Source organism: Flavobacterium chungangense LMG 26729 (genome assembly GCF_000735715.2).
Classification (GTDB): Bacteria; Bacteroidota; Bacteroidia; order Flavobacteriales; family Flavobacteriaceae; genus Flavobacterium; species Flavobacterium chungangense.
Window position 1 is genome coordinate 1 of record NZ_JASY01000029.1, and the last position, 14,563, is coordinate 14,563.

The window sequence follows — 14,563 nt, forward strand, 5'->3', positions numbered from 1 at the left end:
AGAAATACAGTTCTATTAATCAATTAAAACAGGAAATAATCGAATATATAGACTATTATAACAATGATAGAATAAAACTTAATTTAAAAGGAATGAGCCCGATACAATATCGAGCTCATTATTATCAAATTTAATTATAAATTAGTCCAAAATTTTGGGTGCAGTCTAAATGAGGTGCTTTCAGCGGAGAAAGAGTGATTCGAACTGTAAATCCAAGACTTCTCTTATACTGCAATTCTTAATATTTATACCAGGTTCAAAATCTACTGCGCCACGAATGTGCCACAAATCCCAAATTGAACGTTTATAAGCTGTTAACTTCTTTCAAATAAAGCATATCATTCTTATTATTTCAATTGTTAAATACAAATTTAAATAAAAGAATGATATAGAATTAAATTTCATGAATGAGTTAGCAGGTTGTTGTTTAGAGTAATAATTTCGAATCAAGCAGTATAATAAAAAAAGCGACGCAGAATACCTTCCACGTCGTTTCCATTCATTTCTATTTAATTGATTTAGATACCTTCCACCATCAAACGAGTGTCTGGTAAATTTTTCAATGGCTGTATTTTAACCTCTGGTTCTGCCATTCTCGAAATTGCATTTATTGCAGCTGCAATAGCGCCTTCTTGCCAACCAGGAAGGGAGGAAATTTGATCACCAACAATAAAAAAGTTAGCATTGCTCGCATTTTTTGTTATCGGATCTATAATTCCAGATCCTTGTGCAATAGCGTTAAATTGTTTCGTGGAGTAGTTCGCATCTCCAACGGCTTGCCAATATGCCCAGCCACCTTTGATATTTGGCATATTTTGCCAAGCTATGGCAACGCCTTCTTCCAAGCCTTCGGCAAATTTATTACCGAATTTACTAGCATCATTTCGTGCTTTGGTAAGTCGCTCATCAACGGGTAATTTTCCCCAATCGTGTGCTACTTTATCAAAATTATAAGCGCCTGTGAGCACGCCTTTTTCGTCTTGATACGCCGTAGATGGATACCAAATTTGTTGAATTTCATTGTCTGTCCAAGAGATTCCTCCAAAAATAGGTACAACTCCCACTTCGGATTTTTCAACTGCCATTGTCTTAAGATTTATTGGGCTTCCTTGCCATAAGGATCGATTTGCTTGCCAGCCCACTTTGGAGGTACAGGCTAAAAAACGCGGAACGTATCCGTCTTCTCGCGGTGTATAACCTGGAGCTTGTGTTGGTTCAAATTGTGCCACAAAAACGGCTTCTAATGCATCTTTAAATTCAGGTTCAAGTCCCGATTTTAGGAGATCAGTATCTAGAATGTTTTTCAAAAAAGGCATCGCAAGGTTGCAAACACAATAATCAGCTTCGTAATAGATCGGCTCTTCTGTTCCAACTTGTCCAACCGAAATGATGTACTTCTCTTTAGTTGAGTCCCATTTTATTTTTTTTACAGGACTATTCAAAAGAATGTTTCCTCCCAAAGCTGCCACTTGTTGAGCAAAAGCGTGTTGCACCTGATCCATTCCTCCAACGGGTTGAAATAAAGTAGGTTGCCAAAGAAAATCTGTAGGTTGATAGAATTTTGTGCCTTCCCAAAATTTTGATTCGAGCAATGTATCAAAACTCAAAACATCGGCTACAATTCCAGCCGCAACACCAGGTAAAACTTCATATCCAGCGCGTGTTTTTCCATCCTCGAAGCCAGGTGATCCAGCCGTTGCGCTATAGGTTCCATCTACATCAAGCTCTCCGAAACTGATCATCAAACTTTGTAATTCTTCAACGCGTGTTTTAAGATTACTGTCACTAATTCCCACTTTTGAATTGCGAAGTAATTCTTCCGCATTTTTGTATACCATTTGCGCCAGCCAACCTCTTGTATTATGATCCAAACGACGGTAAACCATAGGATTACCTCCAAAACTTTCGTTCTTTTGAACCAAATTAGATTCAGAGTTCATCACATATATTTCAACGTCTACCGAAAAACGTTTTAAGTAAGAAAGGAGTCGTTTGTGACTGCTTGGAATACGGCCAGGACCTGCATTAAGATAAGGTTCTGAATCTCCCACTGGGCGTTTAAATCGAACAACTTGTGGTTTTCCAGGTTTCGAATCGAACAAATCACTGTTTGCATCTTCGATGAGTGTATCTCCTGTGCGTAAGCTCATGCAGCGTCCTCCCGTTTTATGAGATGCTTCCAGAATGGTTACTTTTGCACCAGACTCTTGAGCGAGTAGTTCATACGCGGTGGTAAGTCCCCCAACACCAGACCCGATGATTATAACTTCCTTTCCTTCTAGTTGATTTGGACTAAGTTTAATCGCTTGATTGGTAATCTTGTCTTGCATTTTTGTTGCTTTAGCCAATGCGGCAAATGCAATTGATCTTGGATTGTTTTTTAAAAATTCCTGACGACTTTTGTACTGTCCCATTTTGTGTAAATTTTATGTTAAAAAATAAAAAATTTGATTTCTATGGTATTCGTATTTTCTTTGGGTTAATCTTGAAAACGCTTTCTAACTCTAGATTTTATTTTCTGAAATGAAATTAATGATTGAAAATAAAAAAAATGAAAAAGATGTCGTTAATGAAGGTTTTTCTGTCGTGAATGGATGTTTTTTTGTTGTGAATAAAATTGATTTATTCCAATAAAATAAATTACTTAAGGTTATTGTATGAATGCGGTTTTATAAAGAAAATTAAAATATTAAAAAGTAAAGCCTACAATTATTTTGTCAGCCTTTTACTTTTTTTAAATTAGATTTAAAAAGATTTCCAGAAGCTTTTGCTAATTGAATCTGCTTCTAAGTAATATCAGTTTCTGTCGCATCTAAAGCTAAGTTTTATCTTTGCCTTTTTTAAATTTTTAAACTGATGAATACGAAAGGTCATTGCTATCCGAAGTCTATTATACTGCAGGCAGTATATTTTGAGCTTAGGTTTACATTAAGCTATCGGGATCTTGAAGAGATCATGAAAATGCGTGGAGTTCATGTTGATCATGCTGCTATTCAGCGCTGGGTTTATAAGTTTACACCTAGTTATTGAGTCAGAGATGAAGAAGAGAAAGGGTAAAGTAGGTACAAGTTAGAGATTGGATGAAACTTATATCAAAGTAAAAGGTATTTGGTGTTATTTATATCGAGCAGATAAATTAGGCAATACAGTAGATTTTCTTTTGAGCAGAAAAAGACAGAGAATGAGTACTCAGTCATTTCTAATTAAAGTAATTAGTAACAACTGCAGATCAAGAGTGATAAACATTGATAAAAACGGTATAAAAGAAAAAACCCTGCAAATCGTTGGATTTGCAGGGTTTACCGCTTTTTTTAGGCTTTTTTGAAAACTTTGTTTTTCCTTAGTTTTCGGGCCTTCGCGGAGAAAGAGGGATTCGAACCCCCGGACCTGTTACAGTCAACAGTTTTCAAGACTGCCGCATTCGACCGCTCTGCCATTTCTCCAGTATACCGCAATCATGCTCTGAATGCGGGTGCAAAGATAAAATGTTTTTTCGATTCTGGAAATTTTTCTGCTACTATTTATCAATAAAATGATTTCTGCTGTGCTTGTCTACTCTTTAAGGATAAGATTTTAATAAAAACCCCTGAACCTTTTTCAAAACCTGAAAAAGGCACGTTTTTCACAACTTTTGTCCTGTTTTTCACAACACTTTTTAAAAACGACCCATCTAAATTTGTTTAGAGTTAGAAACAAATAGTGTATAAAAAGCAAACAGACAAGGGTATGGAGTCAAAAGGAAGTCTTAAAAGTGTTATGGTAGAAATAATCAGTTATCTGTATGTCCTGTTGTTTGTCTACGCGGCAGTCAGCAAAATATTGGATTTCGAAAACTTTCAGGTACAGTTAGGGCAGTCGCCTTTGCTAAGTGCCTTTGCAGTTGGGGTGGCATGGCTCGTTCCGGGTATCGAACTGCTCATTGCAATAGCGTTGATTATTCCAAAGTTCAGGAGTATTGGACTTTTAGCGGCTCTTAGTTTAATGACAATGTTTACGGCCTATATTTTTATCATGCTCCATTTTAGTTCATTTGTCCCGTGCTCCTGTGGTGGAATTCTGGAAAAAATGAGTTGGAATGTACATTTGGCTTTCAACGTAGTATTTGTAATCTTGGCGGTAGTGGCCATAGTCTTAGATTATAAAAAAACAGGTAGGGCGATTTTCTTTCCGGTCAGAAGTATTCCGATAACACTTATCGCCAGTACAGTTATTGTAATTTTTTTATTTCTGTCTTCAGAAGATATAATGCAGCATGAAAATCCTTTTATAAGACGTTATCCGCAACACCCTGTCACCTTTAGAAAAAGCATAGACCTAAAATTCAATTCTTATTATTTTGCAGGATCGTCCGATGATAAAATATATCTGGGCAACTTTACTGACCCTTTGCATCTATTAGAGGTCGATACCATTTTACAGCATCGCAAACAAATAAAAATGAATCTGAATGGTTATAACAAACACTATAAAATGGTGAAAATGGTAGTAAAAGGCGATTGGTTTTATCTCATGGATGGCAGTGCTCCTTTTATTTTAAAGGGCAGCATCAAAGACTGGAAAATTACAAAAGAGTTCAAAGACTGTCCTTACTTTTCCATAGCACAGCCATTAGACCATGACCTTATTGCTTTTAGGGCAAACAGGGGCAGAAAAGCAATACATATTTTGGGAGTTTTCAATTCCAATAGTATTCCTAAAGTGACATACAACCATAAGCTTTTACAGCAACAGATAGATGGCGTTTTTGATACAGATGGCATACTCTTAAGTGATGAAAAACAAAAAAAGATGGTTTATCTCTATTATTATCGGAATGAGTTTATAGTAGCAGATAAAAAAGCAAACCTGCTATCTCGTGGAAAAACGATCGATACCATTTCAAAAGCACAAATAAAAATAGCCTTTCTGAAAGACAGAGGGGAAAGAAAAATGTCGGCACCGCCACTTATTGTAAACGAATCCGCAGTAATGTGTCAAAATCTGCTTTTTGTCCAGTCTAAAATACCCGGGCGTTTTGAACCCGAAAAATTATGGAAGCAGGCAGAGATCATTGATGTTTATGACATAAACAGGAAGGCGTACTTAATGAGTTTTGCAATCTATAAAAACCGGGACAAAAAACTGCAATATTTTTATGTCACTCCTACTCATTTGTATGCATTGATAAGCAATGAACTTTTTGCATACGATTTAAAACAAATAATAAAGAAAGAAATGAAAGACCGCTGACTAAAATCAGATAGTAAGATATACTGGCCGGTATCAGGAAAAAGATCGAACACCTGTAGAAAAAAGTAGATCGGAGTTTAATTTAATAGGTATTAGTATGAAAACTGTATTTTTAAAAAAAATGATGCCCCTTGCTGTTTTTGCATTGGGAATCGCAGGAGCCTTTGTAACGACTTCAATGCAAAGCGCATCAAAAGAGTATGCACCTCAAATCGGGTATTTACTGGATGCAAATAATGAGTGTAGTGATGTGGAAGTAACCTGTAGCGATATCCCGAAACAGGTGTGTCAGCAACATGTAACATCCGGTCCTCAGGCTTTTGCTAAAGACGAGGATGGTAATTGTAATGTGGTTACCTACCGTCCATAAAACAAATCAGTAACATTTACAAAAAAGGCAATGCAGTTCCCAATCAGGAACTGCATTGTTTTTAATATATTACTTCACTCCTTCAGGAATCCATTCTGCAGAATGGTCATCTTTAAGATAATAATCAAACCACTGCCGGATACGTTCGGTTAAATCGGCATGTTGAACCGGGTCGCTGAGCACATGCCCGCCATTAGGATAGAGCAGCATGATATTTTTTTTGCCCAGTCGGCGCAGTGCCAGATAATATTCAATACTTTGGTGCGGATCTACCTGTTCGTCCATTTTTCCTGACCAGAGCAGCAGGGGAGTTGAAACATGCTGGACATGGTCAATTGGCGAGCTCTGTTCATAGAGCAATGGCGCTTCAAAAGGTGTTTTGCCCATTCTCCATTGTTGTGTCTGAAAACGCCACATATCAGGTTTACCGTTATTTCGGTTTACAGTGAGATAAAAGCTTTTTAAGTCTGTTATGCCTCCACCCGCAACAGCGGCAGCAAAAAGTGGGGTTTGGGTAATAATAAACGAAGTTTCATAGCCACCGAACGAATGCCCGGTAAGCCCAATTTTATGCTCGTCAACAAGACCAAGCGAAATCACCTGTCGTGTAGCGGCAACAACACAATCAACAGTAGAAGGACCCACATTTTGGTCTTCATGAACAATATCAGGCAGCAGTACAAAATAGCCTTGTGCGGTATAATCGGTGATATTGAAACCTATCCCGTTTGTAGCACCGGGATTGGTATAATAATGCAGTTCTTTGGATAGTATTTCATAAATGCTGACAATCATCGGATACTTTTTCTGCGGGTCATAATTTGCCGGATAATGCAATACGCCTTTTAGTTTTTCCTTTTTAGAATTCTGATAATGGATCAGTTCAGACCTGCCCCAGTAATAATTTTTTTGTTGGGTGTTGCTTTCAGTCAAAACCTTTGGAGACATAGCGGTTTTTATAAACAAAATACGCGGAGACAAATCAAACCGCTGTTCCCTGCAAAACAGGATGTTTTGAATATGGCCATAATAAAGCTGATCCATATAGCTGTCCTGATAAATAATTTTGCGGATACCCCCAGCAGTATTCCACTTAAAATACCCCGTTTTGCCATCATCTCCTTCGGCTCTTAAATACAACCCTTTCTTCAGGTCAAAATTTGGAATGATTCTCCCATCATACACAAAAGTTGGTGAAACAGTATTTAAAACAGGCGCAATCCTGAATTTGATTTTCGACTCCCTTCCGCGGGTCAGCCTCCTAAAATGACTTCCGTCAGGAGCAAAAGCCCAAAGGTCATATTGATCGTAAAGTAAAATTTCATGATCTCCTTTGCTCCAGCCCGGATTTCCGCATACAGCATCAGGTGCCAGGGTTTCTTCTTTGGCAGTAAATTTTGCGCCAGTTGTAGCAGTGATATTCTTATGGCTGCCGGAGGTTATATTATAAATCCACCAGTTATCGTCTTTAAAGTAAGCAATATATTTTCCCTGTGTAGAAGGGATAAGGGAAAACGGATGAGAAGATTGTTTCTTTAGAAAGATCTTTTTCTCCATCGTCTCAAGGTTCAGAAGATAATAATCCCGGGGAGCGTCCTGTTCATATTGAGGCTCATAGTCTTTTGGGTTTGATAAAATAGCATAATCCTGTCCGCCGGTCAGCATGATTTTCGGTAAGGCAGTACTGGTTACCGGAGCGCAAACGCCTGTTAAGGGTTTCCATAAAGCTATTCGGATGCGTTTTTCAGGGTCGCCGCCTCTGTGTTCCTGTGGATAAATCCATTTATCATTGGCGTTCCATACCTCCACCACAGGATTTGTTTTTTGTGGAAAGGGATCGCTTTGTTTTTTGATGCCAAAGAAAATACGTTGAAGATCGTCCGATATCACAAGTTTAAAAAAAGAATGCGGAACAAGTTCAGTCTGAACAGGAAAACCCTGTTGTTTGACCGGATCAAGAGTATACAGTTTTTGGGTTTCCAAAATATAATAATACAGCAAATTTCGGGATGATGTAGGGGACAAGGCAAAACACCCAAATGACTTTCCGTCCTTTTGCCAGGCAAAACGATTAAAGACATTTTCAGAATCCCGGACTAAATAATGTTCTGTTCGAAGTTGGTTTAAATCGATTAACAGTAGATCGTTTTTATCGTTGGTCTTGATGCCGCAGACAAGATGAGTACCATTAGGGCTTAAAGAAAAATGCTCCACATCAGCAATTTGTTTTACAGTCTTTCCAAAAGGAGTTTTAATCAGCAGTCGCTTCGATGCAGTATACAACAGTAATAAATCGCTTGCTTCGCTGTACACATATTGGCTAATGCCTTCAAAAGTGTCAGATGCTCCGGTTTTTAAATTTCGAAGATGCACAACTCCTTTGGCAAGGCAGATAAAAACCTGTTTAGTGGTAAAAACACCATGCTCCCCAAAAGGAAAAGCATACCTTTTATTTTCAGGGACAGAACGGATAAACAATGTATCATTCCCGTTAGCATAACTTATTTTATAGCTGGTCCATTGCGCATCAGGCGAAACCTTATCAATCCGCAGTTCTCCCCATAAAGGATAGTCAGCAGGGGGTAAGGATTTTTTTTGCACCACCTGTCCCAGCAAGGGACAGGTCACTAATGGCAAAATAAATAATAAAACTAGCATTGCGAATACACGCAATATTGTAAACCTTCTGGTATATTTTTGAATAGTATAGAAATACATAAAAATCTTTTTTAATAACCTGAGTTTTGCGGACGCAGTTTAGGATTCGCATTAAGTTCGGTCTGCGGAATCGGAAACAGCCTGTCGGTACTGTTCCATCCAGGTTTTACCCCAGAGAGTGCCTGATCAAGCTGGTTAAAACGTTTGAGATCAAAAAAGCGATGTCCGTATTCAGTAAAAAACTCCCATCTTCTTTCCTGCAGGATAGCCGTTAAAAGTTCTTCTTTACTTTCGGTAGTAGTATCCAACAGTCCGGCACGAAATCTGATTTTGTTAAGATCTTCTTTAGCGCCAATCAAATCGCCCTGTTGCGCTCTGGCTTCGGCTCGGATCAGGTACTGCTCGGCAAGACGAAAAACAATCGAATACTCCTTAGATGCCGTACTCGTAGTACGCTCCTTATATTTATAGGCATGATACCACGTCGAAGTACCTTTGACCGCTTTAATCCAGTTAATTTTGCGTTTGTCAGTAGCCGAAAAAGAATGCACCAGCGCAGGCGTTAACGAGGTAAGGGAAGGAGGTCCTGAAACAAAAATAAAAGTCGCTCCTTCTTTCGTGTTTTGCGCCGCCGTAGCCGACTGCAGTTGCCAGATGGTTTCTTTTGAACCTAACAGAAAAACCTCTTCCGTTTTCTCCGTTAAAGAATACAAACTGTTTTCGTTAATCAGTGCAGAAGCCTCATTGGCAGCTTCTGCAAACGAACCATGATACAAATACACCCTTGCGAGCAAAGCCCGTACCGCAAGTTTATTTGGGCGTATTCTTTGTGTACTGGTATAGGTGTCAGGCAACAGCAAACTGGCTTTTTCCAGATCGGTTATAAGTTGTTCATAAACCTGATCGCTCGGCATCCGGCTAACGACACTGTTGGTTTTATAATCCGTTTGCGTAATATACGGAATATCGCCATACAGGTTCACCAGATAAAAATGCAGCAGGGCACGAATAAAAAGCGCCTCACCCTGCAGCAGTTTTTTGTTTTCGTCTGTGAGGTTCACACTGTTAGCGGTACCTTCAAGGATTGCATTAGCGGCATAAATCTGATTGTAAGTCGTATTCCAGTAATCGCTTATATTCGAATTGGAAGCCAGAAGAATAGTATTGTAAAAATTATAAGTAGCATTGTTGGCATTTCCGTAGCAGATCAGTTCATCGGTATAATTGCCCAGCTGATTGGACAACCCGGTACTGATGCCGGTCAGTAATCCTCTGTCTCTCATTTTGGCATAAATATCCGTCAGGGCAGCTGTGGCAGTGGCATTGTTTTCAAAAACGCTTACACTGGTCAGTTGGCTTTTTGGCAGTTGTACCTCAACAAACGAGTCGCAGCCGCTCAATCCAGTGAATAAAAAAGACAGTCCAATAAAATTTCTGTATAATCGTAGTGTTTTCATAATGGTGCTTTAAAAAGTGAGTTGAATCCCGGCAGTAATAACCTTAAGCGGTGGCAGGTAACCGTAACTGCTAAATTCGGGGTCACCGTCAGGATATTTCGTAAAAGTCAGCAGGTTCTGTCCCTGCAGCATGATTTTGCATAAAGTCGCTTTAGTGTCCAAAGGCAGTTCATACGACAGGGCAATATTCTTTAGTCTGATGTACGAGGCATCAGTTATAAAAGCAGTACTCTGAAAATACAGGTAATCGGCTGTAATAGCGGCATTATTCACATTGGTGGTATACACCTGATAAGCGCTCTGGTCGCCCGGCTGTTGCCAGCTGTCTGTCATTCGGGCAGGCTGGTTCGACATTTGTCCGGCAAAGCCCAAGGGGTAGAGCGTATTTTTTTGTTTGACAAACTGAAACAGAAAATCAAGTTTCCAGTTTTTATAGCTCAGTTGATTCTGAAACCCGCCATAATATTCCGGGTTCAGGTCAGTTATTACCTGTTTGTCTTCAGGAGTAGAGATCAGCCCGTCATGGTTCAGGTCAGTAAAATCATAAAGACCCGTTTGAGGGTTGATGCCCTTGTATTGATACCGCAGTTCAATATTCAGCGGTTCACCTATGCGGTATTGCTGGCTGTAGGTAGAACTTTCCAGTCCCGGAAACTTTAGAAGCGTATTACGCGCAAACGTGAGGTTAAGACTGCTCGTCCAGTTAAACAGTTTGCGGTTAAAATTCACGGTACGCAGGGTAAATTCGAATCCGGTATTCTCCACTGTAGCATTCAGGTTAGAGTTCAATACTGTAAATCCGGTAGTACCCGGTAGCGGAACCCCGACAAGCTGATTAGACGAACGGTTCTGGTACCAGGCAGCTGTGGTAAAAATCCGGTCTTGAAGAAAACCAAGTTCAAGTGCCATTTCCAGTTTTTTATTGGTTTCCCACCCAAAATTGGCATTAAAAAGCCGTGTAGGCTGTAAGCCTGAAGTATTGCTGTAGTTGGCAGTTGAGGTAGTGTAGGTATCCAAAAATTGGTAATCTCCAATCTGGTCATTTCCGGTAGTACCGTAACTCCCTCGTATCTTGCCAAAACTGAGCCAGCTTAATGAATTCAGAAAGTGTTCCTTTCCAAAAATCCATGCTGCCCCAACGGCCCCGAACGTCGCAAATTGGTTCCCGGGACCAAATCGGCTGGAGCCGTCACGTCGGGCAGTCAGGTTCACGATATAGCGCTCCAGATAGGTATAATTCAGCCTTCCAAAGAACGCCTGATATTTATAGACCGTTTCATCATTCAGTAACACCTTTACGGAGTTGGCAGCAGCAAGATTATAAATCAGGCTGTTCGAACTAAAACCCGTTCCGCTTTGGTAAATCCTGTTAGTCATTTGGTTCTGAAAAGTAGCCCCCAGTAAAGCACCAAGTTTCCCTCCTCCAAGAACAGTATCATAAGCAAGCTGAGGCTCTGCAATCCACGAAGAGCGTTTGGTATTGTTGAAATAAATAGCAGAGGTAGCACTGCTTACATTCGATTCCGGATTAAAAGTAGTCGAGGGCGCTGTTCGGGTTTCCACAGTGCTTAAATCCGTATAGCCAAAACTGCTTTTAACGGTCAGACCTTTCATTAGTTCATAAGACAAAACCGTATTAACAACAAGATCGTTAGTTTTCGATTCAAATTTCGCGTTTAGGTTCCGCAGCGGATTATTCCATGTCCCGTTCTCCCAGTTCAGGCTTCCGTCCGGTTTATAGAGTGCTGGGGCATTGGGCGGTAGGGCACGTGCCTCATTGCTTAAATCAAAAGCTGGCAGGTCATTATTCTGCGCATTATAGCCCGAAGAAAAAGTAAAACGGAATTTATTATTTTCAGAGCGGTGGTTCAGGCTCAGCTGCGCACCGCCTTTTTTATAAAGAAAATCACCGGGAAAAACTGTAGTTTCCTGATGATAATTCCCGCTCAGCAAAAACTGCGTCCGTTGGGATCCGCCCGACAAAGTCCCCTGAACATCCTGAAGCAGCGTAGTACCGCCCAACAGTTCTTTTTGCCAGTCGGTATAGCGGTTTTGGTCCCAGGTGCCGTTGATGTCGTAATCGGTGGCGCCGTAACTCGTGAGTCCGTCATTGACAAAAGCCTGTCTCCGCATGGCAAGATACTGTTCGGTGTGCATCAGGGCCATAAATTTCGTAACCCTGCCCGCTCCGGTAGAGGCGTTGAGCGTAAAAGTCGTTTTACCGGCCTTTCCTTTTTTGGTGGTAATCAGCACCACGCCATTGGCGCCTCTGGAACCATAAATAGCAGTAGCATCAGCATCTTTAAGGACTTCGATACTCTCAATGGCATCAGGGTTGATACTATTCAGCGGACTCGTAACACTCGGGTACGTAGTAGCCGTCTGGTTGTACCCGATAGGGTCAGAAGCATACGGAACCCCGTCTATAATATACAAAGGCGCATTGGCATCGGTTCGCAGGCTGTTTTGTCCTCGTATCTTGATCTCAAATCCGCCTCCGGGCACTCCGGTAGTCTGGGTAATGCTCACACCAGCCATACGCCCCTGCATGGTGGCGAGTACATTAGTAACAGGTTGGGTTTCGATGTCCTTGGCTGTAATACGGGCAATACTTCCGGTACGCTCGCTTTCTTTTACCGAATAATAGCCGGCATTCACACGCACTTCCTGAAGCGTAGTGGTATCAAATTGCAGGACAATAGCAATTTTAGAACGACCTGTAACAGGAATAACAGCCGTTTTAAACCCGATAAAAGAAACCACCAGTGTATCCTGAGCAGAGGCAGCAATACGGTACTGACCGCTATAATCAGTAATAGCAGTACTGTTGGTTTTACCCTTTACAGCTATGGTAACTCCGGGCAGGGGCGTACTGCCATCGGTTACAATACCTTGGATGTGATGTTGTTGAGAAAGATTAGAAATACGCCGGTACGGATTTCCGGCAGAAACAGATGAAAAAGACAACAGCAGGCCCGTTAAAAACAGACAGCAAAGAGCCTTTCCACCCTTGTAGAATGAAAATTTATTCATAATATTGGGTTGGTTAGTGAAACGTTGGTTTTGTTAGCTAAGGTCCTCTACGCTAGTTTGGCGACGAAGTAGAGGGCCATTTTTTTGGCGGATAGCAAACCGCATTAGGTATTATTCTCTCATAGGCAGCAAAAGTTATAAGTTAGTTCTGGCTGCGAAATCTTTAAAAATAAATAGAAGTATTGGCTAAGAATGCTAAGTTGAGTAATAAGCATAAAAAAAGGCGCGGTACTCAGCTTATTGTTTCAAAGGTACTTGGCATACCCACCCACAAATAAGTGAGCCCACGCCATAAGCGTGAGCAATCTACTTATCATCCTGTGGGTTTAAACTGCCAAGTTTTTTGAAACAGGATTCAAAGCGAAAGCTTCAAATATTTTTATATGAAGAATCGCAAATTTATTTTAAATATCAAATATAAGCAACTTTTATTTAACTACAAAATTTCATTTTAACATATTTTTTGTCGTCAAATGAATTTGTCAATTTGAATATGGTTAGATATAAAAATGAAATTGCTCTAAAAACTTTAGGTAAAAGAATAAAGGCTGAAAGGCTAAAGTTAGGACTAGAGATTGAAGATTTAGCTGCAATGACTGGATTCAGTTATAATACTATTTCTAATATTGAAAATGGATATGAAACTTATGTCACGTATTTTATAGAGGTTTGTTTTGCTCTAGGTGTTCATCCAAAGTATATTATGGATGAAGAGTTTAATCTAAAGCCTAGATTTCCCTTACCCGCATCACGATTAGAAAAATCACGATTGACAAATAGAATTAAAGCTTTAATAGATGCTGGCTATTTTAAAAACGAAAGATTAGCAAGTGATGTAACTGAGAAACTTAGTTCAGATCATAATTTAGATTTTGAGTCAAAAAATGTTTCTGTTATATTGGTTAGGTTTGTTAAAAGTACTGTTCTAAAAATAACTAAAGTGGGAAATAGAAATCTTTATAGTAAAAGATAGGAATAAAAATGAATACATATTTCCTTGATAAAGAGGGGGGAGTATTAATTGAGAAAAACGAAAGTTGTAATTATGAAATGGTATGAAATAATTTTTATTATAATAATGATTCCAATAGGATTTTATATTTTCGCTAAAGTATCAGAAACTAGAAAGGGATATAGATATAATGATAGTTGGAGAACAAGAGATAAGAAAAAGAGGCGTTGAGCCTCTTTTTTTATGAATTTAAATTTTTGAAATAAAATCTTTTTTATAAGAAATTTGCTGTTTTTATTTTACAATGAAAATACTATTACTTCAAAATTATTGTAATATTATTTGCTGTTTCTAATAATGAAAAAGAAGTTTACATATGTGTGAGTAAAACAGCAACTAAGTATCATCTTACTGGAGACTGCAAGAGATTAGCTGAATGTACACATCCAATTAAGAAAGTTTCATTGCAGTAAGCTAACAGAACTTGGCTATAAAAATCTTTGGGTTGGGAGAAAGAGGCTCCGCCACCTGTATCTTAAGCTCCAGCAAACACTGGGTGTCATATCATGTCAAAAAAAGCAGGGCACTAATAGGGCACTCTTGAAATTCTGGGGTTTACTAACCTCTGTAAATTTAGGAAAAAAAATCGAGAAATGGCTGGAGAATTTCAAGAAAATAGGATGTGATTTTTAGAGTTTGGAAACAAAATTGTAATGTAGTTTTAAATATTCTTCAAAATACAAAATGCATATAAATAAAATGGTAAGTTTTTAAATGTATATTTCTTTGATGATTATTTGTAAAAGATAATTCTTTTTAAATACTCACTATTATATCGTAAAAAAATAAAAGCAATCTTTTTTT

At 39.2% G+C, this 14,563-nt stretch carries 10 protein-coding genes and 1 tRNA gene; 6 read left to right on the forward strand and 5 right to left on the reverse strand.

The window, feature by feature from the left end; genetic code table 11:
• The coding region (locus JE46_RS23935) for an IS3 family transposase (RefSeq protein WP_157505988.1) at positions 1 to 134 on the forward strand (134 nt) is incomplete at its 5' end.
• Between the two features lie 384 nt (positions 135 to 518).
• On the opposite strand, the gene JE46_RS22930 is transcribed toward JE46_RS23935, so the two are convergent.
• Complete coding sequence (locus JE46_RS22930; RefSeq protein WP_031457629.1) at positions 519 to 2,414, reverse strand: flavin monoamine oxidase family protein; 1,896 nt, start codon at positions 2,412 to 2,414, stop codon at positions 519 to 521.
• A 442-nt stretch (positions 2,415 to 2,856) separates the two neighbouring features.
• On the opposite strand from JE46_RS22930, the gene JE46_RS24175 reads away from it, so the two are divergent.
• Entirely contained in the window at positions 2,857 to 3,030 is a 174-nt protein-coding gene (locus JE46_RS24175) for an IS6 family transposase (RefSeq protein WP_051872997.1), read from the forward strand.
• Between the two features lie 46 nt (positions 3,031 to 3,076).
• The gene (locus JE46_RS24770) at positions 3,077 to 3,325 is read left to right on the forward strand and encodes a DDE-type integrase/transposase/recombinase (RefSeq protein WP_051872998.1); all 249 of its coding nucleotides are present in this window, start codon (positions 3,077 to 3,079) and stop codon (positions 3,323 to 3,325) included.
• Between the two features lie 33 nt (positions 3,326 to 3,358).
• Here the strand turns inward: JE46_RS24770 and JE46_RS22945 are convergent.
• Positions 3,359 to 3,443 (reverse strand) — tRNA-Ser (locus JE46_RS22945).
• A gap of 283 nt (positions 3,444 to 3,726) precedes the next feature.
• On the opposite strand from JE46_RS22945, the gene JE46_RS22950 reads away from it, so the two are divergent.
• Together JE46_RS22950 and JE46_RS22955 are read left to right on the forward strand one after the other, a co-directional pair.
• The gene (locus tag JE46_RS22950) at positions 3,727 to 5,229 is read left to right on the forward strand and encodes a MauE/DoxX family redox-associated membrane protein (RefSeq protein WP_031457632.1); all 1,503 of its coding nucleotides are present in this window, start codon (positions 3,727 to 3,729) and stop codon (positions 5,227 to 5,229) included.
• 97 nt (positions 5,230 to 5,326) lie between these two features.
• On the forward strand, positions 5,327 to 5,599 hold the full coding sequence (locus tag JE46_RS22955) for a DUF6520 family protein (protein WP_031457633.1): 273 nt from the start codon (positions 5,327 to 5,329) through the stop codon (positions 5,597 to 5,599).
• 69 nt (positions 5,600 to 5,668) lie between these two features.
• Here the strand turns inward: JE46_RS22955 and JE46_RS22960 are convergent, their stop codons facing one another.
• The 3 genes from JE46_RS22960 to JE46_RS22970 are packed head-to-tail and all read right to left on the reverse strand — an operon-like array spanning position 5,669 to position 12,747.
• Entirely contained in the window at positions 5,669 to 8,317 is a 2,649-nt protein-coding gene (locus tag JE46_RS22960) for an alpha/beta hydrolase family protein (protein WP_083480928.1), read from the reverse strand.
• Positions 8,318 to 8,328: 11 nt separating this feature from the next.
• Entirely contained in the window at positions 8,329 to 9,714 is a 1,386-nt protein-coding gene (locus JE46_RS22965) for a RagB/SusD family nutrient uptake outer membrane protein (RefSeq protein ID WP_031457635.1), read from the reverse strand.
• 9 nt (positions 9,715 to 9,723) lie between these two features.
• A complete protein-coding gene (locus tag JE46_RS22970) occupies positions 9,724 to 12,747 on the reverse strand; it encodes a SusC/RagA family TonB-linked outer membrane protein (protein ID WP_031457636.1) in 3,024 nt (1,007 codons plus the stop codon).
• Between the two features lie 493 nt (positions 12,748 to 13,240).
• On the opposite strand from JE46_RS22970, the gene JE46_RS22975 reads away from it, so the two are divergent.
• Positions 13,241 to 13,720, forward strand: a complete 480-nt coding sequence (locus JE46_RS22975; protein WP_031457637.1) for a helix-turn-helix domain-containing protein — start codon at positions 13,241 to 13,243, stop codon at positions 13,718 to 13,720.
• Positions 13,721 to 14,563: the final 843 nt, after the last annotated feature.